The 22,898-nt window shown below is 43.7% G+C and carries 21 protein-coding genes; 3 read left to right on the top strand and 18 right to left on the bottom strand.

Going from position 1 to position 22,898, the window contains the following annotated elements; translation table 11 throughout:
• Positions 1 to 2: 2 nt before the first annotated feature.
• The 15 genes from H571_RS0105725 to H571_RS0105650 form a co-directional block, all read right to left on the bottom strand.
• Entirely contained in the window at positions 3 to 755 is a 753-nt protein-coding gene (locus H571_RS0105725) for an SDR family oxidoreductase (RefSeq protein WP_027848476.1), read from the bottom strand.
• Complete coding sequence (gene thrH / locus H571_RS0105720) at positions 755 to 1,372, bottom strand: bifunctional phosphoserine phosphatase/homoserine phosphotransferase ThrH (protein WP_027848475.1); 618 nt, start codon at positions 1,370 to 1,372, stop codon at positions 755 to 757. Before thrH ends, H571_RS0105725 begins: the two co-directional genes overlap by 1 nt.
• 49 nt (positions 1,373 to 1,421) lie before the next feature.
• Positions 1,422 to 2,393, bottom strand: a complete 972-nt coding sequence (gene cysB / locus H571_RS0105715; RefSeq protein WP_027848474.1) for an HTH-type transcriptional regulator CysB — start codon at positions 2,391 to 2,393, stop codon at positions 1,422 to 1,424.
• Positions 2,394 to 2,468: 75 nt separating this feature from the next.
• Positions 2,469 to 4,439 (bottom strand): adenylate/guanylate cyclase domain-containing protein, encoded by a 1,971-nt coding sequence (locus H571_RS0105710; protein ID WP_027848473.1) that lies wholly within the window; start codon positions 4,437 to 4,439, stop codon positions 2,469 to 2,471.
• Positions 4,427 to 5,203 (bottom strand): FecR domain-containing protein, encoded by a 777-nt coding sequence (locus tag H571_RS0105705; protein ID WP_027848472.1) that lies wholly within the window; start codon positions 5,201 to 5,203, stop codon positions 4,427 to 4,429. Before H571_RS0105705 ends, H571_RS0105710 begins: the two co-directional genes overlap by 13 nt.
• A gap of 155 nt (positions 5,204 to 5,358) precedes the next feature.
• On the bottom strand, positions 5,359 to 6,351 hold the full coding sequence (locus tag H571_RS0105700) for a branched-chain amino acid ABC transporter permease (RefSeq protein WP_027848471.1): 993 nt from the start codon (positions 6,349 to 6,351) through the stop codon (positions 5,359 to 5,361).
• 3 nt (positions 6,352 to 6,354) lie between these two features.
• Complete coding sequence (locus H571_RS0105695) at positions 6,355 to 7,242, bottom strand: branched-chain amino acid ABC transporter permease (protein ID WP_027848470.1); 888 nt, start codon at positions 7,240 to 7,242, stop codon at positions 6,355 to 6,357.
• 77 nt (positions 7,243 to 7,319) lie between these two features.
• Positions 7,320 to 8,531 (bottom strand): ABC transporter substrate-binding protein, encoded by a 1,212-nt coding sequence (locus tag H571_RS0105690; RefSeq protein WP_027848469.1) that lies wholly within the window; start codon positions 8,529 to 8,531, stop codon positions 7,320 to 7,322.
• A 108-nt stretch (positions 8,532 to 8,639) separates the two neighbouring features.
• Positions 8,640 to 9,350, bottom strand: coding sequence for an ABC transporter ATP-binding protein (locus H571_RS0105685; RefSeq protein WP_027848468.1), 711 nt, complete (start codon positions 9,348 to 9,350; stop codon positions 8,640 to 8,642).
• Positions 9,347 to 10,123, bottom strand: a complete 777-nt coding sequence (locus H571_RS0105680; RefSeq protein ID WP_027848467.1) for an ABC transporter ATP-binding protein — start codon at positions 10,121 to 10,123, stop codon at positions 9,347 to 9,349. The genes H571_RS0105685 and H571_RS0105680 overlap by 4 nt, the downstream gene beginning before the upstream one ends.
• A 172-nt stretch (positions 10,124 to 10,295) precedes the next feature.
• The gene (locus tag H571_RS0105670) at positions 10,296 to 12,188 is read right to left on the bottom strand and encodes a propionyl-CoA synthetase (RefSeq protein WP_027848466.1); all 1,893 of its coding nucleotides are present in this window, start codon (positions 12,186 to 12,188) and stop codon (positions 10,296 to 10,298) included.
• Positions 12,189 to 12,284: 96 nt separating this feature from the next.
• Entirely contained in the window at positions 12,285 to 13,169 is an 885-nt protein-coding gene (gene mmsB / locus H571_RS0105665; protein WP_027848465.1) for a 3-hydroxyisobutyrate dehydrogenase, read from the bottom strand.
• A gap of 26 nt (positions 13,170 to 13,195) precedes the next feature.
• Positions 13,196 to 14,317 carry an enoyl-CoA hydratase/isomerase family protein gene (locus H571_RS0105660; RefSeq protein WP_027848464.1) on the bottom strand — a complete coding sequence of 374 codons (1,122 nt, stop codon included), beginning with the start codon at positions 14,315 to 14,317 and terminating at the stop codon, positions 13,196 to 13,198.
• A gap of 8 nt (positions 14,318 to 14,325) precedes the next feature.
• Positions 14,326 to 15,105, bottom strand: a complete 780-nt coding sequence (locus tag H571_RS0105655; RefSeq protein WP_027848463.1) for an enoyl-CoA hydratase — start codon at positions 15,103 to 15,105, stop codon at positions 14,326 to 14,328.
• Positions 15,105 to 16,271, bottom strand: a complete 1,167-nt coding sequence (locus tag H571_RS0105650; RefSeq protein ID WP_027848462.1) for an acyl-CoA dehydrogenase family protein — start codon at positions 16,269 to 16,271, stop codon at positions 15,105 to 15,107. The genes H571_RS0105655 and H571_RS0105650 overlap by 1 nt, the downstream gene beginning before the upstream one ends.
• 178 nt (positions 16,272 to 16,449) lie before the next feature.
• Here H571_RS0105650 and H571_RS0105645 point away from each other — a divergent pair, with 178 nt between their 5' ends.
• The 3 genes from H571_RS0105645 (at position 16,450) to H571_RS0105635 (ending at position 19,599) form a co-directional block, all read left to right on the top strand.
• The gene (locus H571_RS0105645) at positions 16,450 to 17,331 is read left to right on the top strand and encodes an AraC family transcriptional regulator (RefSeq protein WP_027848461.1); all 882 of its coding nucleotides are present in this window, start codon (positions 16,450 to 16,452) and stop codon (positions 17,329 to 17,331) included.
• Between the two features lie 79 nt (positions 17,332 to 17,410).
• Entirely contained in the window at positions 17,411 to 17,851 is a 441-nt protein-coding gene (locus tag H571_RS0105640; RefSeq protein ID WP_027848460.1) for a MerR family transcriptional regulator, read from the top strand.
• A 68-nt stretch (positions 17,852 to 17,919) separates the two neighbouring features.
• Positions 17,920 to 19,599 carry an AMP-binding protein gene (locus tag H571_RS0105635; protein WP_027848459.1) on the top strand — a complete coding sequence of 560 codons (1,680 nt, stop codon included), beginning with the start codon at positions 17,920 to 17,922 and terminating at the stop codon, positions 19,597 to 19,599.
• Between the two features lie 67 nt (positions 19,600 to 19,666).
• Here H571_RS0105635 and H571_RS0105630 read toward each other — a convergent pair whose 3' ends face one another.
• From H571_RS0105630 to H571_RS14345, 3 genes are read right to left on the bottom strand one after another with little or no spacing between them, the layout of a single operon-like run.
• A complete protein-coding gene (locus tag H571_RS0105630) occupies positions 19,667 to 20,860 on the bottom strand; it encodes an O-succinylhomoserine sulfhydrylase (protein WP_027848458.1) in 1,194 nt (397 codons plus the stop codon).
• A gap of 18 nt (positions 20,861 to 20,878) precedes the next feature.
• Positions 20,879 to 22,402 (bottom strand): amidophosphoribosyltransferase, encoded by a 1,524-nt coding sequence (gene purF / locus H571_RS0105625; protein ID WP_027848457.1) that lies wholly within the window; start codon positions 22,400 to 22,402, stop codon positions 20,879 to 20,881.
• An 11-nt stretch (positions 22,403 to 22,413) separates the two neighbouring features.
• Positions 22,414 to 22,890: a CvpA family protein gene (locus H571_RS14345; protein ID WP_051168174.1), complete on the bottom strand. Its 477-nt coding sequence runs from the start codon at positions 22,888 to 22,890 to the stop codon at positions 22,414 to 22,416.
• Positions 22,891 to 22,898: the final 8 nt, after the last annotated feature.

Below are 22,898 nucleotides of genomic sequence, written 5' to 3'. Positions count from 1 at the left end.
TTTTAGTCTTCCATGCTTTGTGGGCGAATAAGCAGTTCGCTAACATCAACATGTGCAGGTTGAGAAACCGCATAAAAGATTGCTTCGGCTATATCTTCAGGTTGCAATAAAGCCTTAGGGTCTGCATAGAGATTAGCTTTTACCGCATTACGTATTTTGTCATGCTTAATTGAATCAGGCAGTTCGGTAGCAACCGAGCCAGGCTGAATATCGGTAACACGAATTCCATAGCGTAGTGCTTCTTTACGCAAGGTATCAGAAATGGCTCTAACTGCGTGTTTAGTGCCTGCATAAACGCCCGCACTTTGGAAGGTAATACGTGCCGCCACTGAGCTAATATTAACAATATGCCCTTGTTTGCGTTCAACCATGCCAGAATAAACCGCATGAATAGCGTAAAGAACGCCCTTAATATTCACATCAATCATCTGCTCCCACTCATCTACCCGACCCGAAAGAATGGGGCTAATGGGCATGGTTCCGGCATTGTTGATGAGTAGGTCGACACCACCCTGAGCAGCAAGGCGTTCACCCACTGCTGCCATGGCTACACGGTCCGACACATCGACCGGCTCTAGGGTTACTTCAACACCCTTGGCTTTTAATTCAGCCGCCAAGGCTTCTAAGCGTTCAATACGGCGGGCAGATAATACTAGATTCACGCCAGCAGAGGCTAAACGCCGAGCAGTAGCGGCACCGATGCCAGAACTAGCACCGGTAATCCAAGCTTTTTTACCTTGTAATATTTGAGTCATTAGAGCGCCAATTCACGATCGCTTGCATTAATAAAAGCTTTCTTTAAGTCTTCAAATGTTTGCACTGCTGGGAACTGTGGAAATTCTTCAATCACATTTTTGGGTGCGTGGAAAAGAATGCCCTGCTCCGCTTGTTTCAACATGGTAGTGTCGTTATAAGAGTCGCCTGCGGCAATTACACGGTAGTTCAATAGCTGCAAGGCTCTAACGCTTTGGCGCTTGGGATCACGCTGACGTAGTTTATAATCAACCACTCGACCTTCTTCATCTACTTCCAGCTTATGGCAAAGCAGGGTAGGAAAACCTAGCTGACGCATCAGGGGTTGTGAAAACTCATAAAAAGTGTCGGATAAAATAATGACTTGGAAGCGCTCTCTAAGCCAGTTGATAAACTCAACTGCTCCAGGTAGCGGCTCTAATTCAGCAATGACTGCTTGAATATCGGGCAGTTTTAAATTGTGTTCATCTAAAATGCGTAAACGCTGACGCATAAGCACATCATAATCAGGAATATCACGCGTGGTTGCTTTTAGTTCATCTATGCCAGTTTTTTCAGCAAAAGCAATCCAGATTTCGGGTACCAAAACCCCTTCTAGGTCTAAACAAGCCAGTTCCATAACAATCCTTAAACAGTAGCAGGGTTAAAAAATTAATTATAAAGGTTTATTAGCGTGTCGGCAGCTCTAGCTTTGTAAACAGCTGATCAACTTCTTGCTTATTGGCAGCCATTAAACCTTTATCTAGGGTTTCTTTATCTAAATGAGCAGCTAGCTTTTCAATAAAATGATAGAGGTAACCTCGCATAAACGTACCCCGGCGTATGCCTAAGCGCGTAATGCTTGGCTCAAATAAGTGGCTAGCATCAATTACTTCCAGGTCATCATCACGCTTATCAGCAGCCATGTGCGCCACTATACCCACGCCTACACCAAGACGCACATAGGTTTTAATAACGTCAGAGTCAGCGGCAGTAAAAACAATTTTTGGTTCTAACCCTGCTTTAACAAAAGCTTCATCTACCTTAGCGCGTCCAGTAAAACCATTAATATAAGTAACCAGTGGATAATCGGCTAGATTTTTGAGCGTCAGTTTTTTCACTTTTGCTAGGGGATGTTTTTTAGGTACTAGAATACAGCGGTTCCATTGGTAACAAGGAAAGGTTACTAGATCACTAGTATTGGCAATGGACTCGGTGGCCACGGCTAAATCAGCTTCCCCCTCTGCAACCATTTGCGCAATTTGTGGTGGTGTTCCTTGCTTTAAACTGAGTGTTACATCTGGGTACCTTTCCATAAACTGCTGAATAACTTCAGGAAGAATATAGCGAGCCTGAGTATGGGTGGTTGCTAAAACTAAACTTCCTCGTCGCTCATTACTAAAATCAAAAGCAACTTTTTTAATGTTCTCAGCTAGTTGTAAAATTTGCCCTGCCATATCAATGACAGCTTGGCCTGCAGGTGTTATTCGAGTGAGGTGTTTGCCACTTCGCACAAAAATCTCAATGCCTAACTCATCTTCTAGCAAACGGATTTGCTTACTAACACCTGGCTGAGAAGTAAATAGGTTTTGTGCTGTGGCGGACACATTTAAATTATTGTGTGCCACTTCCCAAATATACCGTAATTGCTGCAATTTCATGGCAAAGTCTCCAACAAGGAAAAGGTTATAAGAAAACCCCTATAAATTACCTTTAAGAATATAGAGAAATGCTTTTTAGGGCAAGCGTCCTTGTGCAATCATTTTTCGCCAATCTAAAACCCAAACATCTTGGGCTTGCAACTTACCTTTTAACTCTAGGCCAATTACCGGATAACAAGGCAACCTATCTTTAACTGCCGCAAAGGTTTTTTCGCCAATAATTATATCTACGGTTTCACAGGGCTTAACTTCACCTGCCTGCTTGCTAGCCTGCCAATTACAGTTAACTTCTTTGGTCATGCTTTCTAAGCGTGCTGCAGTATTTACCGCATCACCTATGGCAGTAAAATTAAAGCGGTTAGCAGCACCAATATTACCAACTACAGCCTCGCCGGTATTAATGCCTATACCCATTCTTAAGTAATGAGGATCATCCACCGAATAGGGTAGATTAAAAGCATCTAAAGCTTGCATCATTCCGGCAGCTGCTAAACAAGCGTGGTAGGCGTGGTCTTCATCAGCTAAGGGCGCATTAAATAGTGCCATAACAGCATCGCCCATTAGTTTGTCTAGAGTACCGTTATAGCGGTGCACTTCTTCAATCATTGATCCAAAGTAACGGTTAAGATGACTAACTAATTCCTCGGTTTCTAGTAACTCGGTGGTCGGTGTGAAGTCTCGTAAATCACTAAACAAAACGGTTAGCTGTTGGCGCTTACCACCCAACTGCAACTCATCACCTTGTTTAACCAACTTATCAACCAAGGCAGGTGCCACATAACTACTAAAAGCAGACCTTAGATAAGCAGTTTCTGCTCGGCTCATAACAAAGAACCATACCTCTCCAACTAGTACAGTAAGTAGTAAGAACACTAGTGGGTAAAAAATCTCTAGCCAAAGGTTAAAAAAAGCATAGCCAGCAACACCTATTCCAGCAATGCTTAAACCCAGCAAAAAAAACAAGAGCAAACGCAACCAAGGCTGGCTGAATTGCCAAATAAAAATTACAAAGATAAAGACAGCCAGTAGGACAGCTAATAACTCCCAACCGTTAATATCTGTTAGCAAACTGTTGTCCAAAAGATTGGAGACAAAAGTTAGATGTATCAGAGGACCGGGCAATTCTCCTAAAGGAGTCACACGCATATCGGTAACACCTGCCTCGCTTACCCCAACCAGTACCCAGCGCCCAGCCAAGCGCTGTGGATCCCAATCAGGCTGAAGCAGTTCAGTAAAAGCGATTCTTTGCCAAGTACCTACTGGATAGTAGTTAATTCGGGCACGTGTTTTTTTATCTACTGCAAGTGGCTGCTCACCTAATAAAGCTTGAGTGCCATTTAATTCTAAATCTACAAAGTGACCTAAACGCCACATTTGTACGCCCATATTAGGTATAGCCGCATCTTGCAACCAAAAAGCTAAAGGATAATGACGAATTTTTTGATCTGCATCTGGGCTGGTATTGAGTGCTGCCAATAAAGGAAAAGCTTCGCGTATTTTTGTTATAGGTATTTCTGCTCGTTGACTATCAATTAATTGAGCATTTTCTGTACGATTTAAAGATGAATAAAGTAAATGTTGATAGCCTGCATTATCTTTTGTGAGTGTTTCTGCTTGTGGGCCATTTAAAAACACACCACCTATAACTTTATTTTCTAAACGGCTAATTGCATTGGAAAGCGCTTGATCATGTGTAGCTACCGTAGGTTCAGAAAACAATATATCGAGACCTATTACTTCCGCAGTATTTAGCTGCGCAACCCCTTTGGCAACTAAATCACGTGACCAAGGCCAACGTCCATGAGCTCGAACACTGGTATTTTCTATATCAATAAACACTAGTTTTTCTGATGGCTTACGCTTATTCCAATGAAAGTAATCATCGGTTAGCGCACTTGCTAAAGATTGAATTATCAAAGGCGGGTGCAAAGCTAGCTGATAAGTTAGTAGCAATAAAATAAAACCTAATAGGTAAAACCCATGTTTTTTTAGCAGGCTAATCCCGTTCTTTTTAAATAAACCCAAGCTATTTATTACTCTAACCATAAATGTAGCTGTTTCTGTAGCTGTTCTACCGCCTTATTGACAGGAGCATCTATAGCTTCAGGTTTTTCACCATCACTATTAAGAGTTAACTGGCGACCTGTTTGTAGATCAACACCGCTGACATAAGCTTTAAATTCAGCCATTTGCTGCTCTTTATAGTCATTAAAAGCTTGATCTAAACTATTCTTATACTCTGAAAAAGATTTTTTTTGATACGCCTGATACTCCTCAAAACTCATTTCAGAAACTGGCTTGGTACGAAAGTAAGCCATCGCTTGACCATCTTGGCGCTCTACACCCACTGCACCTTTAAACAAAGCCACATCATTCCGTGCTGTTTGACTACTTACTAAAAATTCAGTGCCTTTAACGCCTATGACAATTAAAGGGGTTTTAGCAACAAACCTATGCCCTTCACGCTGAGCAATTTGAAATAAAGCAGCTCCTTCAGCTAAAGATAAGCTGTCGGCATCTAACACTTCTAAACGGCTGTTTTCTGCTAGCACCACTTCTCCACCCACATGACTAATAAGTGCTTGTGCTTTAGAAACAGTTTGTACTAGATCACCCGTGCAAAGTGCATAAGGTAATTCAGGGTTACGCACTGGAAAGGGCGAGTTAGCTTTAACCAGCTGCACCTGACCTTCCATACGCTTTAATGAAGCATAGGAGTCACAGGTTTGGGTGGTTGCTAAACCTAAGGATGAATAGGTAAAAACTGACAATAAAAAAGCTGCGGATAGAAAACGCTGATGTGTTTTCATTGATTATAACCCTGCTAGTATCATTTATTATTTGGCGTATGTTACTACATGCCGCGGTTGATGTGAGTATAAATAAAAAAGACCTGCCAGTTGCCTGGCAGGTCAAACAAGGGCACAGAGAGTGACCCACAGAGCTACATAAAAAAAGCTAGATGTTACTTAAAGTTCTTTTTAGCGAACTTTTGAAGCTCACCTACAATACCAGCACGGAAAGCCATAACACAGGCCACAAACACCACACCAAGAATGACGTTAACCCAATCACCCAAAGCACTTTGTGCTAATTGGTGAGTAAGTGTTAATACAAAGGTAGCACCAACAATGGGTCCAACCAAAGTACCTACACCACCTACCAAGGTCATTAGAATAACTTCACCTGACATGTGCCAATGTGCATCGTTTAAAGAAGCTAGCTGGAACACAACTGTTTTAGTGGAGCCAGCTAAACCCGCCAAACCTGCAGAAATAACAAAGGCAACCAACTTATAAGCATCTACGTTGTAACCTAGTGAAGTTGCACGTGGCTCATTTTCACGAATGGCTTTTAATACCTGCCCAAAAGGCGAGTGAATAGTCCGCTGAATAAGCATAAAGCCGATCAAGAAAACAGCCAGTACAAAGTAGTACATAGATAGGTTATTTTCTAAGTCAATAAAGCCAAATAGGTAGCCACGAGGTACACCCTGCATTCCATCTTCACCACCAGTAAAGTCAGCCTGGAGATAGAAGAAGAATACTAGCTGTGCCAAAGCTAGGGTAATCATTGCAAAATAAATACCCTGACGACGTATCGACAGCAAGCCAAAGAAAGTACCTAAAATAATTGCCGCTAGTGTACCTACAAGAATACCTACTTCAGGCGTTACAGCATGTTGGCTAAGCAGGTAGCCAGTGAAGTAACCACCGGTTGCTAAAAAGGCAGCATGGCCAAAAGACAGCAACCCTGTATAGCCAAGCACTAAATTAAAAGCACAGGCAAAGAGTGCAAAACACAGTATTTTCATTAAAAAAACTGGGTAAGCAAGAAAAGGCGCAATCAATGCAACAGCTAGTAGAGCAAGGTAAATCATTATGCGTCTGCGGTTAGCAGCCTTTTTAGACTCCTGCACAGCACTCACTCTAGCTTTTGTAGTTTCGGTCATAGCCATGATCTATGCCTCCTTACCAAATAGTCCTGCTGGACGAAGCAGCAGTACAAATATCATTACAAGGAAAATTACCGTATTTGAAGCCTCTGGGTAATAAACCTTGGTTAAACCTTCAACTATACCCATGGCTAGGCCAGTCACTATGGCACCCATAATGGAACCCATACCACCAATAACAACCACGGCAAACACCACTATAAGTAGGTTAGCACCCATACCCGGAGCAACTGAGTAGATAGGAGCGGCTAACACACCTGCAAAAGCGGCCAAGGCAACACCAAAACCATAAGTTAGGGTTACAAGGAGCGGTACGTTGATACCAAAGGCCTGCATTAAGGCAGGGTTTTCAGTACCCGCTCTTAAATAACCACCGAGTTTAGTTTTTTCAATTAAGAACCAAACCGCAATACAAACCACCACAGCAATAGCTACTATCCAGCCACGGTAGAAGGGCAAGAACATAAACCCAAGATTAATACCACCACTTAGCTCGCTAGGAACTGGGTAACGGTTACCAGAAACCCCAAACAAATTGGTAAACAAACCTTGAATAATTAGCGCTAGACCAAAGGTAAGTAGCAGGCCATAAATATGGTCAATGTGTGTAATACGGCGTAGTAGGTAGCGTTCGATTAGTGCGCCAATAATACCCACTATAAGCGGTGCTAAAAACAAGGCAGCCCAATAGTTGATACCCAGTAAATTTAGCAACAGATAAGCTGCAAAAGCCCCCAGCATGTACTGGGCACCATGCGCAAAATTGATTATCTTGAGTAGGCCAAAAATAATTGCCAACCCTAGGCTCAGGAGAGCGTAAAAAGCGCCGTTGATCAGACCTAGCAGCAACTGACCGAAAAATGCGGCTGCAGGCACTCCAAATATCATGGTCATCTGCGTACCATCCTTTAACAAAATTCTTATTTATAAAGCGGGATCAGAAGGATCCCGCTAGTCTGTAGCTTAATGACTTACTTCTTTACTAAAGAGCACTTACTCTCAGACAAAGGACGGAAAGCGCCATCGGCTGGAATAGTACGTACGATCTTGTAAAGGTCCCACTCATTTTTAGACTCAGCAGGCGTTTTAACCTGGGCTAGGTACATATCGTGAACCATACGACCATCTTCACGGATGTAACCACCCTTGGTGAACATGTCGTTAACCTTGTTTTTAGCCATTTCAGCGCGTACTACCTTGGCATTATCACTACCTGTCGCTTCAACGGCTTTTAGGTAATGCATGGTGCTTGAGTAGATACCGGCATGAACCATGCTAGGACGTGCATTGGTACGCTTGTAAAACTTGTCTGACCAAGCGCGTGCATCTTTATCTTTATCCCAGTACCAACCAGTAACTAGCTGAATACCTTGGGCCGTTTGTACACCTAAGGCGTGAACGTCAGTCAAGAAGAAAAGTAGTGCAGCAACGGTTTGACCTGATTGCGCTAAACCAAACTCACCGGCAGTGATTACCGAGTTAACGGTATCGCCACCAGCGTTGGCAAAACCAACCACCTGAGCGCCAGAAGCTTGTGCCTGTAAAATATAAGAAGAGAAGTCACTTGTTGCTAGCGGGTGACGAACTGTATCAACAATTTTTCCACCTTCACGCTCAACAACCGTACGCACGTCATTTTCTAGCGAGTGGCCAAAAGCATAGTCAGCAGTCACTAGAAACCAGCTTTTACCGCCTTCAGCAACAATAGCTGATGCTGTTGAGTTAGCTAGTGGGTAGGTATCATAAGCCCAGTGAATATGGTTAGGGGTACAGTGTTCGTTAGTAATACTAGAAGCCGCAGAACCGTTTACCAGACCAATAGCATCTGAACCGTTCAACACCTTAGTAGCAGCAATAGTTACAGAGGAAGCAACCAAACCTGCAACCATGTCTACCTTGTCACTATCTAGCCACTGGCGAACAGTACTAGAAGCAACGTCTGGGCTGTTACGGTCATCAGCACTCATCACCACAACTTTTTTACCTTTAACCGTACCACCAAAGTCTTCAACCGCCATACGCAAGGCTTCTAAACCATTAGGACCTGCTAAATCACGGTAGGTACCTGACATATCTGCCAAATAACCAATACGCACTTCGTTATCGGTGATTGCTGCCTGAGCAGCCCCTGCGGTCATTGCTGTTGCAACTGCAGCTGTTAGTACTTTTTTTATTAGTTTCATTCGTCTACTCCGATGCCTTGCCGGCTTTTGTTGTTGTTTTGTTTATCATCCATGAATAGCTAAGTGCTAAGTGTTCCAGTCCAACTTTTTACAGCAACACCTAGGTAGTTAAACGCCTAAATAGGTGTTAAGTATTTCTTTCTTACTTTCTAATTCGTCTTTTTTAACTTCTTCTACAATTTGACCGTGTTCCATTAGGTAATGACGATCAGCAATCGGTGCTGCAAAGCGGAAGCTTTGCTCTACCAGCAAAATAGTTAACCCTTTTTCTTTAAGCTGGGTTAATACTTCGGCCAGTTTTTGTACAATAACGGGTGCCAAACCTTCGGTAATTTCATCTAGCAAAAGCATGTTTGCACCAGTACGTAAAATACGTGCTAAAGCCAACATCTGCTGTTCACCACCAGAAAGACGTGTACCTACACTCTTACGACGCTCATAAAGGTTAGGGAACATATCGTAGATTTCATCAAGTGACATACCACCACTACGTACCGTCGGTGGTAACAACAAGTTTTCTTCTACATTAAGGCTTGAAAAAATACCCCTTTCTTCTGGGCAGTAGCCCACACCTAAACGTGCAATATGGTGAGGAGCAGTTTCAATGGTTTCATTACCATTGATAACGATGGAACCAGTACGGCGACCCACCATATTCATAATGGATTTAAGCGTTGTACTACGTCCTGAACCATTGCGACCAAGCAGGGTAACTAGCTCACCTCGGTTTATTTGCAAGTCAATGCCATGCAAAATATGCGATTCACCGTAATAAGCATGTAACTCAGTAATATTTAACTGCTCGTAAGTTTTACTCATGATGCAGTCTCCTGCTCTTCATCGGCTTCTGAACCCATATAGGCCTCTTTAACCTGAGGGTTAGCAGAGACACTTGCATAATCACCCTCAGCAATAACCGTGCCGCGAGCTAATACAGTTACCTGGTTACAAAGTTTGCTAACCACACGCAGGTTATGTTCTACCATCAAGATAGTACGACCCACGGCTGCTTTACGAATAAGCTCCGTTACGCGATCAACATCTTCCAAACCCATACCCTGCGTTGGCTCATCTAACAACATAATGGTGGGTTCCATTGCCAAGGTGGTTGCTAGTTCCAAAGCACGCTTACGACCATAGGGTAATTCAACCGTAATATTGTCGGCATACTCTTCTAAGCCTACGGACTCAAGTAAGTCCATCGCACGATCATTTAACTGATTTAGAACTTTTTCATGTTTCCAAAAGTGGAAAGAGTTGCCCATAGGACGCTGTAGAGCTACACGCACGTTTTCCAATACAGTCATGTGTGGGAAAACAGCCGAAATCTGAAAAGAACGTACCACGCCTAAACGCGCTATCTCGCTGGACTTCATCTTAGCTATGGACTTACCACGGTATAAGATATCGCCACGTGTAATAGGTAGGTATTTAGTTAGAAGGTTAAAAAGTGTTGTCTTACCTGCACCGTTAGGGCCGATAAGCGCATGAATATTCCCTTCTTTCACTTGCAGGTTAACCGAGTCAACAGCAGTGAAGCCGCGAAACTCTTTAGTCAGACCTCGCGTTTCTAACACGAACTCCTGGCTCATTGTAAATCCTCTTGCTGTGGGCTTAGCCCTGTTGTTTTTATACCAGCTTGTCGTTGACCTTGTAGAACCTGTCTTTCTTCAAGATCTTTTTTGTGACCTTGACGTAAACGTAAACCAAAAAGACACATCCTACAAGCTCTGATTTAGATTATTTTGCGTTTTTTAACTTATATCAAGTTTTTGTTATACCTGCTGCCTTTAATGACTCACCTATTTCAGGAAGAATGGATAAATCATCAATGGTTGAGGGGGGCGCATAATCTTCACCTTCAGCAATCTTACGCAAAATAGCACGCAAAATTTTGCCTGAACGTGTTTTTGGTAAACGCTTAACGATTAACGCTTTTTGGAAGCAAGCCAACGCACCAATTTTTTGCCTAACTAAAGCAACCAGCTCTTTTTCTAAGGCATCTTGCTCAATGGTCACACCATCTTTTAGAAGAATCAGTCCAATAGGTAACTGACCCTTAACCTCGTCAGAAACGGCAATCACAGCACATTCAGCTACCGCCGGGTGAGTGGCTACCACTTCTTCCATTTCGCCCGTAGACAAGCGGTGACCAGAGACGTTAATAACATCATCTGTACGGCCCATAATGTAAACAAAGCCGTCTTTATCGATGTAACCACCATCACCCGTGTGGTAATACCCCTTAAAGGTTTGTAGGTAAGAGCTTAGGTAACGCTGGTGGTCACCCCAAAGTGTTTGCGCAACACCGGGTGGTAAAGGCAGCTTAATAACAATTGAGCCCATTTCATCGGCATCAGCCAAAGAGCCATCGGGGCGCAAAACTTGCACGTTATAACCTGGCACACCACGGTTGGTTGAGCCGATACGTAAATCACTTTCACCCATACCCGTTAAGGGTGCCGTTACAGGCCAGCCAGTTTCTGTTTGCCACCAGTGATCAAATACTGGCTTCTGTGACATTTCACGCAGCCAATGGTAGGTCGGTGAATCAAGCTTTTCACCGGCCACAAAAATGTGTTTGAGTGAAGAAACATCGTATTTGCGGAATAACTCACCTTCTGGGTCTTCTTTACGAATTGCACGGAAAGCAGTAGGCGCACAGAAGATACCGTTCACACCATATTCCTGAATAACACGCCACAAAGCGCCAGCATCAGGTGTACGAACAGGCTTACCCTCATAGAAAACGGTTGTACAGCCACCCATTAAAGGCCCATACATAATAAAGGAATGACCCACAACCCAACCGATATCAGAAATACCCCACCAAACATCGCCTTCTTGCATGTTGTATATATTGCGTAAGGCAAAGTTAAGTGCCACGGCATAGCTGCCATTATCACGCAGTACGCCCTTAGGTTTACCCGTAGTACCCGAGGTGTACATGATGTACAAAGGGTCGGTGGCGGTCATAGGCTCGCAAGCAGCAGGCGCTACACCTTGTTGAATTTCATACCAGTCTAAATCACGACCAGCAATCATTTCTGCTTTAGCTTCTGGGCGTTGCAGCATAATGACCTTTTCAGGTTTGTGCGTCGCCTGTTCTATAGCTGAATCGACCAGCGGCTTGTATTCAATGATTTTAGTGAACTCAATACCACAAGAGGCAGACAAAACAATTTTTGGTTTAGAGTCATCAATACGCACACCCAGCTCGTGGGCTGCAAAACCACCAAACACAACTGAATGAACTGCACCTATGCGAGAACAAGCCAGCATCGCTATGCCCGCCTCTGGTACCATTGGCATATAAATAACCACACCATCGCCCTTGCCTACTCCCTGTGCTTTAAGTGCGCCAGCAAACAAGGCAACGGCATCTAAAAGCGCTTTGTAGGTGTAGGTTTTTTTAGTATTGGTAACCGGTGAATCGTAAATTAAGGCAATACGATCACCTTTACCGGCGGCAACATGGCGATCTAAGGCTAAAAAACAAGAATTCAGTTCACCATCAGCATACCAAGTATGCGTACCATCAGCGTTTTCTTGCAGAATTTGAGTCGGTTTTTTAAACCAGTCAATCTGATCAGCCTGCTCGGCCCAAAAGGCGCTAGGATTTTGAAGTGCACGCGCACGTGCGTCCTTTGCTTGCATAATAAAACCCCATATCTGTTTATTTTTGTATAGAGGCAAAGCGAGGCAAACTACTTTGCCTCTTTCTAAAATTTTAATTTCTAACTTTAACCACCACTAGTCAGCAAACATTTGCTGAATACTAGAAAAATCTAGTGCGCCATTACCTTTTTGGGCATGAAGTGCAAACAGGTTACGCGCCAAAGAACCCATAGGAATAGACGACTTGCTGTTTAGTGCTGTTTCCCAAGCTAAACCTAAGTCTTTAGTCATTAGATCAACCTGAAAACCACCCTGATAATTATTAGAGGCAGGAACACCCTCCATCACACCAGGCCAAGGGTTGTAAACATTCAGTGCCCAGTTACCACCAGAGCTTTGCTTCATAATTTCAGATAAAACAGCAGGGTCTAAACCATTTTTTACACCTAAAGCCAACGCCTCAGTAGTACCTGCCATTAAAATAGATAGTAACATGTTGTTACAAACTTTCGCTACCTGACCTGCACCGGTTTCACCTGCATGGAAAATATTCTTACCCATGCTTTCTAGTAGGGGTTTTGCTTGAGCAAAGTCATCTGCGCTACCGCCTACAATAAAACTTAAAGTTCCGGCTTTAGCTCCACCCACACCACCAGAAACGGGCGCATCAATAAACTTAATACCCTTCTCTGCTGCTGCCTTTCCTACTTCACGAGAAGTGTCTGAAGCGATAGTAGAAGAGTCGATAACCAAAGTACCAGCAGGCATCTGGCTAAATAAGCCGTTTTCACCTAAATAAAGACCGGCAACATGATGGCTAGCAGGCAACATAGAAACCACAACTTCAACACCCGTAACGGCTTCAAGTGCAGAAGCAGCCGCTTTGCCACCTGCTTCTTCTAATGCCTTTAATGCATCAGCACTTAAATCGAAGCCAGTCACTGTATGGCCTGCTTTAACTAGGTTGTGCGCCATAGGGCCGCCCATGTTACCTAAACCTATAAATGCAATTTTACTCATAAACTAACTCCATCTTATTGTTTTACTTAGAAAGTTTGCAAAGGACTAACCGACCAAAGCGGCTCAAAAAAACTATCAATCCACTGCTGTTCAACCGCATCAATAGTAGGATAATTCCAACGAGGGTTTTTATCCTTATCAATTAGCAAGGCACGGATACCTTCAGCAAACTCACCCTTTAAACTTGCTTGGACGGAAAGATTAAGTTCTTGCTGAAATACTTCCTGCAAAGAGGCATGGCGAGTGCGGCGTAATTGTTCTTGAATTAGCAACCTGGCCGTAGGTGATCCAGCAGCAAGGCTGGCAGCAGCACGCTTTAACCACTTATCTTCACCAGCATAAGCCGCTATTTTTTTGGCTCGCTCTAAGTCAGAATCAGCATCTGTTAACTGTTGAATTTCAGCAAAGTTAGTCTCAACCTGAGCAGCCGGTAATTCAGTAAGGCTTTCTGCTTCAAATTTACGCAGCACTTGGCTAACAGTACGGAAATGATCTTTACGCCAAGGTGCTTCTTCTAAAGCGGCAAGCACCTTATTACGTTTGTCATTAGTAATAAAACGGTCTGCTAAGCCTACAAACAAAGCATCAGTCGCATTAAAGTGCGCACCAGTTAAGCCTAAAAATAAACCACAACGCCCTGGCATACGGTTTAAGAACCAGCTACCACCCACATCGGGATAAAGACCGATAGTAACTTCTGGCATAGCTAAGCGTGAAGACTCAGTGACTACCCGGAAGGCCGCACCGGCAAAAAGCCCCATACCACCGCCCATCACTATGCCGTTACCCCAAACAATTAAGGGCTTAGGATAGGTATGAATTAAATAATCTAACTTATACTCAGTAGTAAAGAACCTTTCTGCATAAGGGTTTTCTTTTGCTGGGTCAGTACCACCTGTGTATTCAGTCATAGAGCGGTAAAGTGCAACTATATCGCCACCGGCACAAAAGGCTTTGTCGCCTGTACCCTCTAACCAAACGGCTGCAATTTGCTCGTCAACAGCCCAGTTTTCAAACTTAGCTAAAAGCTGGTCTATCATTTCTAAAGACAAGGCATTTAAAGCACGGGGGGCATTCAAGGTTGCCACCCCAATTTTCTGGCCATTGTTCAGCGGTAATTCGCTAAACAGCACGGGTAGATCACTCATACATCACCTCAGCGGTTTTTCCATTGGGCGGTACGCTTCTCTAGAAAAGCCTGTACACCTTCTTTTTGGTCTTCAGTATCGAAGAGGTCAACAAACAACTCACGCTCTAAACGCCAGCCTTGTTCGTGACTGCTAGACTCACGCGAATGCATTACTAATTGTTTACAAGAAGCAATGGAAGAAGGCGACTGCTGGCAAGCCATTTCGGCTAGCTCTAAGGCACGCTCTAAGGATTTACCCTGAGGCACTACTTCTTCAACTAAGCCAATTTCTAGGGCTTTATCGGCTTTAATACGCTCACCACATAGAATTAAACGCTTCGCCCAACCTTCACCCACTATCCAAGGCAGGTTTTGTGTACCACCAGCGCAGGGCAAGAGGCCTACTTTTGCTTCAGGCAAAGCCATTTGTGCTTGTTCTTCAGCAACACGCAGGTCGCAAGACAGAGCGCACTCCAAACCACCACCCATGGCATAGCCATTAATTGCTGCAATAGAAACACCACGGAAATTAGTAAGTGCTTCAAATGCTAAACCAAAATGACGCGCCATATCACGTGCCACGGCTTTATCGCCATCAGCAAACTTGTTTAAATCTGCACCAGCAGAGAAAAACTTTTCACCCTGACCAGTAATGACAAGTGCATAAATGTCACGGTCTTCATTCAAACCTTCTACTAAGCTTTTTAAGCCAGACAAAGATTCTTCATTCCAAGTATTAGCCGGTGGGTTGTTAATCGTAACAACAGCAATGTGGCCACGTTTTTCATACTTTAATAAAGGGGTCATTAGTAGATAGCCTCCAAAACACCTTCTTCAAGAACTCGACGCGCTACAATTAAGCGCATCACCTCATTTGTGCCTTCTAGAATGCGATGTACACGCGTATCACGCAAGTAACGCTCTAAAGGGTATTCACGAATATAACCATAACCACCATGCAATTGCAGGGCATCGTCTATTACTTGGAAGCAGGCATCGGTTGCAAAACGCTTGGCCATAGCACAGAAAAGCGTTGCTTCTGGGTCAGCTTCATCTAGTTTAAAGGCGGCTAAACGAACCATTTGTCTAGCTGCTGTAAGTTCAGTTGCCATATCTGCAATTTTGAATTGTAACGCTTGGAAGTCAGCTAACTCTTTACCAAACTGTTTGCGCTCATGCAGGTAGTTACGCGCTAAAGTAATGGCTGCTTGGGCTGCACCCAAAGAACAGGTAGCAATATTTAAGCGTCCACCATCTAAACCCTTCATTGCGAACTTAAAGCCTTCACCTTCTTTACCTAATAAATTTGCAGCAGGTACGCGAACTTTATCAAAGGTAATTAAACGCGTTGGCTGACTATTCCAACCTAATTTGTCTTCGCTCTTACCGTATTCAATACCAGCAGTTTTAGCATCCACAACAAAGGCAGAAATACCGCGAGCACCCTCTTCTTGGCTGCCAGTGCGTGCCATAACTACAAGAATATCGGTACTACCTGCACCTGAAATAAACATTTTCGAGCCTTCTAGCACATACTCGTCGCCTTCTTTTACGGCTTTAGTACGCAGGCTAGCAGCATCAGAGCCAGCACCAGGTTCGGTTAGGCAGTAGGAAGCTAGCAGCTCACCACTAGCTAGGCGCGGTACAATAGCCTTAGCTACTTCAGCTTGGGCAAAGCTAGCCACCATCCAGCACACCATATTATGAATGGTGAGATAAGCAGCTGTAGAAGGACAAGCCGCGGCTAGCTCTTCAACTATTACACTGGTATCTAGGCGAGATAAGCCCATACCACCTAAATCTTCAGGTGTGTACATACCACAAAAGCCCATTTCTCCGGCTTCACGAATAACATCAACAGGAAAAATATGCTCGGCATCCCATTCTGCTGCATGGGGCGCCATTTCATTCTGAGCAAAAGCTTTAGCTGCATCACGAAAAGCAACCTGGTCTTCTGTTAAGTTAAAATTCATTCGCCTTCCTCTTAGTTCTTTTTGTCAGTATCGACCCTATTTAAGGCCATTTAGCTTGGGTTATAAAACCAAGCATCTGCTAGGTTGTTTGAAAATTTAACAAGTCTTAACACTTAGGTAAATTGACTAAGTTGTGCAACAGATGGATTATATTGCGATCAAGGCAAAGGAACTCATCATGTCACAGACTTCTGATTGGCCGCTACCCGCTGGCAGTTTGCGCTACATTATTCCGCAGCGCCTAATAAAACTATTAGAAAAACACCCGCTTACCCGAGAGCTTTACCCTATTTCTTTTGGGCATTATCAAAGAGCCAAGGGACACACCATGCATAGAAGCCAGCATAAGGACGAGCTGCTTATCTACTGCACCGAAGGCGAGGCAGAGGTAACAACTGGTCAGCAAACACTCACTATCGTGGCAGGTGATCTACTTTATTTACCCGCTGGCGAAGCGCATCGTTACACTACGCTAGACAGCAACCCTTGGACTATTCACTGGGTACACTATTCAGGCCCTTTAGCGAGTTATTTCCGCCAATACTTAGGCTTTAGTGGCATGAACAGGCGCATTAGTCTAGGTCGTCAGCCACGCTTACTTGTTGATTTTAATGGGCTGTTATCTGTTCAAGACAGTGGCTTCCAAGAACAGCCTTTAATTCATGCTAGCAACCGCTTAAGGCAACTTTTAACCGCCCTGCCTTTATCACATAAAAGGCCACAAATTAAGCAACAAGCGGAATTAAACCTACCCCTACTACAAGAACAAATGCGAGATCATCTAAATTCACGATTAGACCTCGATAGCCTAGCTGCAACTGCTGGCCTATCAAGGTATCATTTCATCGCTCGCTATAAGCAAATAACGGGTGAAACACCCATACAGCACTACCTACACATGAAAATTGAACGTGCCTGCTACCTGCTAGATACTGGTGAATCCAGCATTAGCAGCATAGCTGAGCAACTAGGCTATGAAGACAGCTATTATTTCTCACGATTATTTAAAAAAGTTATGGGCGTTAGCCCCGGAAATTACCGACGTGTTAATCGTTATTAAAAATAATAGCACATTTTCCTTTACGTAAACGTCAACCTTGATTAGAGTTGATCTATAAGAATTTTGGAAATTACACATAATGAACAAACAGGTGAAGATTCGTACCTTTAGTATCAGTGATCTTGCTAAAGAATTTGATGTAACTACACGAACCATCCGCTTTTATGAACAGCAGGGTTTACTTAATCCTGCACGCCAAGGTCAAACACGCATTTACAGCCCCAAAGACCGGGTTAGGTTAATGCTAACTTTGCGTGGCAAGCGTTTAGGTTTTAGCCTGGCCGAAAGCAAAGAACTGTTTGATATGTATGATTCCACTACGCAAGGCAATGAAAAACAGCTGTTGTACATGCTCGATATTTTATCTAAAAAGCAAGCCGACATGCGCCAACAGCTAAGCGATATTCAACGTCTGCAAAAGGAACTCGATATTGCTGAATCGCGTTGCCAAGATGCACTAGTAAAAGTGCGCCAACGTGATAAGAAAAAGGCTTCATCACCAGAACGAAAAGTAGGGTAATACGTTTTTCTGCTTACCCTACTGTTCAAAACCAACACACAACAAAGACAATATTAAGAGGTGGGTTTATGAGCAAGCAGCTAAGCTACGTCAGTGGTACCAGTGAACGTCCTTTAATTGGAATGACCATTGGTGATCTTTTTGACCAAACAGTGGCCAGCTTCCCTAATAATGATGCGCTAATTTCGCGCCATCAAAACCTTCGTTATACCTATAAAGAGCTACAGGAAGAAGTTAATCGCTGTGCTCGTGGTTTATTAAAAATGGGGGTTACCAAGGGCGAGCGTGTTGGTATTTGGTCACCCAACAATGCCCAGTGGTGCATTACCCAGTTTGCCACAGCAAAAATTGGTGCCATTTTAGTTAACATTAATCCTAGCTACCGCACCCACGAGCTAGAATACGCCCTTAAACAGTCGGCAACTAACACCTTAATTCTTGAAGGTGAGTTTAAACAGTCTCAATACGCCAAAATTATTTGTGAGCTAGTACCTGAACTCCTGACTAGCACACCACAAAACCTAGTTAGCAAAAAACTACCTGAGCTTAAGCGGGTTGTTTGTTTGGATGAAGACCTAGCAACCGAAGGTATGTACACCTGGTCTGATTTAATGGCTATGCATGATCAGGTAACTGAAGCAGCCCTTGCCGATGTTCAAAAAACGCTCCAGTTTGATGACCCAATCAATATTCAGTACACCTCAGGTACCACTGGCGCACCTAAAGGCGCAACCCTTTCGCACCACAACATTTTAAATAATGGTTACTTTGTAGCCGAGGGCATGGACTTAACCGACCAAGATCGCGTTGTTATTCCTGTACCGCTTTATCACTGCTTTGGCATGGTGATGGGTAATTTGGGCTGCATTACGCACGGCGCAACCATGATCTACCCTTCGGATGGTTTTGACCCAGAAATTACCCTGCAAACGGTTGCAGAAGAAAAAGCCACGGCACTTTACGGCGTACCCACCATGTTTATTGCCGAACTGGAACACCCCAACTTTGCTAACTATGACCTTAGCCACCTACGCACAGGCATTATGGCTGGCTCTAACTGCCCGATAGAGGTGATGAAAAAAGTCATCGACCAGATGAATATGAAAGATGTCACCATCTGTTACGGCATGACGGAAACCAGCCCAGTAAGCTTCCAAACCCGTATGGATGCACCGCTTGAAAAACGTGTATCTACCGTTGGCACTATTCACCCTCACCTAGAAGTAAAACTGGTTGACCCTGAATCAGGTGCTGTAGTTGAACGGGGTGAAAAAGGCGAGCTATGCACGCGTGGTTACAGTGTGATGCTGGGTTATTGGAACAACGAACAAGCAACTCAGGAATCCATTGTTAATGGCTGGATGCACACAGGTGACCTAGCTGAAATGGATGAAGAAGGCTATGTTGCTATTACTGGACGCATTAAAGACTTAATTATACGTGGCGGTGAAAATATCTACCCACGTGAGCTAGAAGAGTTTTTCTACACCCACCCAGCAATTTCTGATGTACAGGTGATAGGTATTCCAGACCAGAAATACGGTGAAGAAGTCATGGCTTGGGTTAAAGTCCATGAAGGCAAATCGTTAGATGAAGAAGAGCTTAAAGCCTTCTGTAAAGGAAAAATTGCCCACTACAAAGTGCCGCGCTACTTTAAATTCACCCAGGAATTCCCTATGACAGTTACAGGTAAAATTCAGAAATTTAAAATGCGTGATTTAAGTATGGAAGAGCTAGGCATACGCTAAACCTTAAAAACAGAAAGCAAAAACGGGGCTAAAGCCCCGTTTTTTGTTTCTCTAGCCTAAAGCTTCGTTAACCCATGCCACGCATTAAATCCGCCTTAATATCGGCTACATCTTCTAAGCCGACCGATACACGAATAAGGCCTTCTGCAATGCCTACTTCAGCACGCGCCTCAGGTGTTAACTTACCATGAGTGGTCGTTGCAGGGTGAGTAATGGTTGTTTTTGCATCACCCAAATTACCAGTAATAGACAGCATTTGGGTGTTATCAATCACCTTCCAAGCCGCTTCTTTACCACCAACCATCTCAAACGATAACACGCCACCAAAACCACGCATTTGTTTTTTAGCCAGCTCATGCTGCGGGTGACTGGTTAAACCAGCATAGTGCACCTTAGCAACGCTTGGCTGCTGCTCTAACCAGATGGCTAGCTCTAAGGCACTAGCAGAGTGGGCATCCATACGTAGGCGTAAAGTTTCTAAACCTTTCAAAAATACCCAAGCATTAAAAGGACTCATGCAAGGGCCAGCGGTGCGGACCACACTAAATACTTCTGCCATGTCTTTATCACTGCCCACCACTGCACCACCTATCATCCGGCCTTGACCATCTAGGTATTTGGTCGCTGAATGAACGACGATATCGGCACCTAGCTGTAAAGGCAGTTGTAGCGCAGGCGTACAAAAGCAGTTATCGACGACTAAACGCAAGCCTTTGCGTTTTGCCAAAGCAGACAAAGCAGCTAAATCAGCAATTTCACTTAAAGGGTTAGAAGGTGTTTCAACAAAAAGCAGACGTGTTTTATCATTACAAGCCGCTTCCCAAGCAGCTAAGTTTTGCAGCTCAACAAAGTGGGTAGTAATGCCAAAGCGGTTCATCATGCGGCTAAACAAACCAATGGTTGAACCAAACACACTGCGTGAACAAACAATTTCATCGCCCTGCTGCAAAAAAGCCATACAAACTGACAAGATAGCCGCCATACCTGAACTAGTAGCTATCGCCCGTTCACCGCCTTCTAAAGCCGCTAAACGGTCTTCAAAGCAACGCACGGTTGGGTTAGTAAAGCGCGAATAAATGTTGTGCTCACCTGTTTCATTGGCAAAGCATTCAGCAGCATGAGCCGCTGATTCAAAAATATAGCTAGAGGTAGTAAAAATAGGTTCTGCATGTTCACGTTCTGCAGTGCGCTGCTGACCCGTACGCAAGGCAAGGGTGCTTAAACCCCAGGATGCTTTATCTGTCATGTTTTTATCGTTCATGGTTTTATCTTTTATAGCTTAATCTTCAGTTTCTGCAGAGTTATCGTTATGCAACTCAATGGCAGAGTCAGCAGAATCCTTTTCTTTATTAGCAGAATCGCTCCGCTGTTTTTCTAAGTTATTAAGGTAGGCTTGATCTATACCGCCGGTAATGTATTCACCATTAAAAACCGAACAATCAAACTGCTTAACTTCAGGATTTAGCTCTTTACAAGCATCAATCAAATCATCTAAATCTTGGTAAACCAACCAGTCAGCACCAATTAACTTACAAATTTCATCTTCCGTACGTCCATGAGCAATCAACTCTTTGGCCGCTGGCATATCAATACCATACACATTCGGATAGCGAACAGGCGGTGCTGCAGAAGCAAAATAAACCTTATTTGCACCCGCATCACGCGCCATCATAATAATTTCATTACAGGTGGTGCCGCGCACTATGGAGTCATCAACTAGTAAAACATTTTTGCCTTTAAACTCCATACCGATAGCGTTTAGCTTTTGGCGAACCGATTTTTTACGAAGGGTTTGCCCAGGCATAATAAAGGTACGGCCAATGTAACGGTTTTTAATAAAGCCTTCACGGTAGGTAACACCTAGGTGCTGAGCTAATTCTAAGGCAGAAGTACGGCTGGTATCTGGAATAGGAATAACCACGTCGATATCGTGGTTAGGCATGACACGCATAATTTTTTCAGCAAGCTTTTCACCCATCTGCATACGTGCATGGTAAATATTAATACCATCCATAATGGAGTCAGGACGAGCTAAATAAACATGCTCAAAAATACAAGGTGCTAGCTGAGTTTTGCTAGTACAAATACGCGTATGAAGTTGGCCTTGGGTATCTAAATAAACGGCTTCACCCGGCTGCACATCACGAATCAACTCAAAGCCCACTACGTCTAACGCAACGCTTTCCGAGGCAATCATATACTCCATGCCTTGCGCTGTTTCACGCTGACCTATGACTATAGGACGTATGGCGTTAGGGTCACGGAAACCAACCAAGCCATAACCACTAATCATGGCAACAGCGGCATAACCACCTTCACAACGCTCATAAAGACGACCAATAGCAGCAAAAATATCATCAGGTGTTAAGCTCATACCCTGTTTGCTTAGCTCGTGTGCAAACACATTCAGCAGCACTTCAGAATCTGAATTGGTATTAATGTGGCGAAGGTCGGCACGAAAAACTTCATCACTTAATGCTTCTGAATTGGTTAGGTTGCCATTGTGTGCTAGCGCAATACCATAGGGTGAGTTAACGTAAAAAGGCTGGGATTCAGCTTCTGTTGAAGAACCGGCAGTAGGATAGCGAACATGCCCTATTCCCATATTGCCTATTAGGTTTTTCATGTGACGTGTACGAAAAACGTCCCTAGCCAACCCATTGCTTTTACGCAGATAAAAACGCCCTTTATCACAGGTCATGATACCCGCGGCATCTTGGCCCCTATGCTGTAACACGGTCAGACTGTCAAACAATAACTGATTCACTGACTCATGAGCCATAATGCCTGCTATTCCACACATGAAGCTTTCACCTATCTCTTTGAATAATCGTCAAATTGCCCAGCAGTCCAATCGCGAATTTGCTCCATATAAGGCATTAGTTGTGATTCTTGCCATGCCGCACTTTCACGTAACCCCGTTAAACTAAACACAGCGACTAGCAGCACAACAATAATCACGCCACGCAAACCACCAAAGACAACGCCTAGCAGCCTGTCTAAATACCCCAAACCTATTTTTTGCACCAAGGTTCCAAAAGCACTAGAAACCACCTTAGTTGCAAGAAGAACAACCATCGTGATAACGACATAAGCAGCCGCTAACTGAAATTTTTGATCAGCAAAAATTGAAGCAAATAAGGGTGCTAGTTCTTTAGCTAATAAGCGAGCAGCTAATAAAGCAACGACCCAACCTGCTAAAGAAATGGCTTGTTGAACAAAGCCCTTCCAGAAAGCCAATAAGATTGAAGCAAAAACAATTACTAAAATACCTATATCTATCATATTCATTCTTCTGC

The sequence above is a fragment of the Marinospirillum minutulum DSM 6287 genome, from assembly GCF_000422325.1.
In the GTDB taxonomy this organism is placed as follows: domain Bacteria; phylum Pseudomonadota; class Gammaproteobacteria; order Pseudomonadales; family Halomonadaceae; genus Marinospirillum; species Marinospirillum minutulum.
This window is presented reverse-complemented; position numbering and strand designations above follow the sequence as displayed.

Excerpts from the sequence above, each read along its gene's own strand:
- H571_RS0105725 (WP_027848476.1), bottom strand. The coding sequence starts at position 755 with ATGACTCAAATATTACAAGGTAAAAAAGCTTGGATTACCGGTGCTAGT.
- thrH (WP_027848475.1), bottom strand. The coding sequence starts at position 1,372 with ATGGAACTGGCTTGTTTAGACCTAGAAGGGGTTTTGGTACCCGAAATC.
- cysB (WP_027848474.1), bottom strand. The coding sequence starts at position 2,393 with ATGAAATTGCAGCAATTACGGTATATTTGGGAAGTGGCACACAATAAT.
- H571_RS0105710 (WP_027848473.1), bottom strand. The coding sequence starts at position 4,439 with ATGGTTAGAGTAATAAATAGCTTGGGTTTATTTAAAAAGAACGGGATT.
- H571_RS0105705 (WP_027848472.1), bottom strand. The coding sequence starts at position 5,203 with ATGAAAACACATCAGCGTTTTCTATCCGCAGCTTTTTTATTGTCAGTT.
- H571_RS0105700 (WP_027848471.1), bottom strand. The coding sequence starts at position 6,351 with ATGGCTATGACCGAAACTACAAAAGCTAGAGTGAGTGCTGTGCAGGAG.
- H571_RS0105695 (WP_027848470.1), bottom strand. The coding sequence starts at position 7,242 with ATGACCATGATATTTGGAGTGCCTGCAGCCGCATTTTTCGGTCAGTTG.
- H571_RS0105690 (WP_027848469.1), bottom strand. The coding sequence starts at position 8,531 with ATGAAACTAATAAAAAAAGTACTAACAGCTGCAGTTGCAACAGCAATG.
- H571_RS0105685 (WP_027848468.1), bottom strand. The coding sequence starts at position 9,350 with ATGAGTAAAACTTACGAGCAGTTAAATATTACTGAGTTACATGCTTAT.
- H571_RS0105680 (WP_027848467.1), bottom strand. The coding sequence starts at position 10,123 with ATGAGCCAGGAGTTCGTGTTAGAAACGCGAGGTCTGACTAAAGAGTTT.
- H571_RS0105670 (WP_027848466.1), bottom strand. The coding sequence starts at position 12,188 with ATGCAAGCAAAGGACGCACGTGCGCGTGCACTTCAAAATCCTAGCGCC.
- mmsB (WP_027848465.1), bottom strand. The coding sequence starts at position 13,169 with ATGAGTAAAATTGCATTTATAGGTTTAGGTAACATGGGCGGCCCTATG.
- H571_RS0105660 (WP_027848464.1), bottom strand. The coding sequence starts at position 14,317 with ATGAGTGATCTACCCGTGCTGTTTAGCGAATTACCGCTGAACAATGGC.
- H571_RS0105655 (WP_027848463.1), bottom strand. The coding sequence starts at position 15,105 with ATGACCCCTTTATTAAAGTATGAAAAACGTGGCCACATTGCTGTTGTT.
- H571_RS0105650 (WP_027848462.1), bottom strand. The coding sequence starts at position 16,271 with ATGAATTTTAACTTAACAGAAGACCAGGTTGCTTTTCGTGATGCAGCT.
- H571_RS0105645 (WP_027848461.1), top strand. The coding sequence starts at position 16,450 with ATGTCACAGACTTCTGATTGGCCGCTACCCGCTGGCAGTTTGCGCTAC.
- H571_RS0105640 (WP_027848460.1), top strand. The coding sequence starts at position 17,411 with ATGAACAAACAGGTGAAGATTCGTACCTTTAGTATCAGTGATCTTGCT.
- H571_RS0105635 (WP_027848459.1), top strand. The coding sequence starts at position 17,920 with ATGAGCAAGCAGCTAAGCTACGTCAGTGGTACCAGTGAACGTCCTTTA.
- H571_RS0105630 (WP_027848458.1), bottom strand. The coding sequence starts at position 20,860 with ATGAACGATAAAAACATGACAGATAAAGCATCCTGGGGTTTAAGCACC.
- purF (WP_027848457.1), bottom strand. The coding sequence starts at position 22,402 with ATGTGTGGAATAGCAGGCATTATGGCTCATGAGTCAGTGAATCAGTTA.
- H571_RS14345 (WP_051168174.1), bottom strand. The coding sequence starts at position 22,890 with ATGAATATGATAGATATAGGTATTTTAGTAATTGTTTTTGCTTCAATC.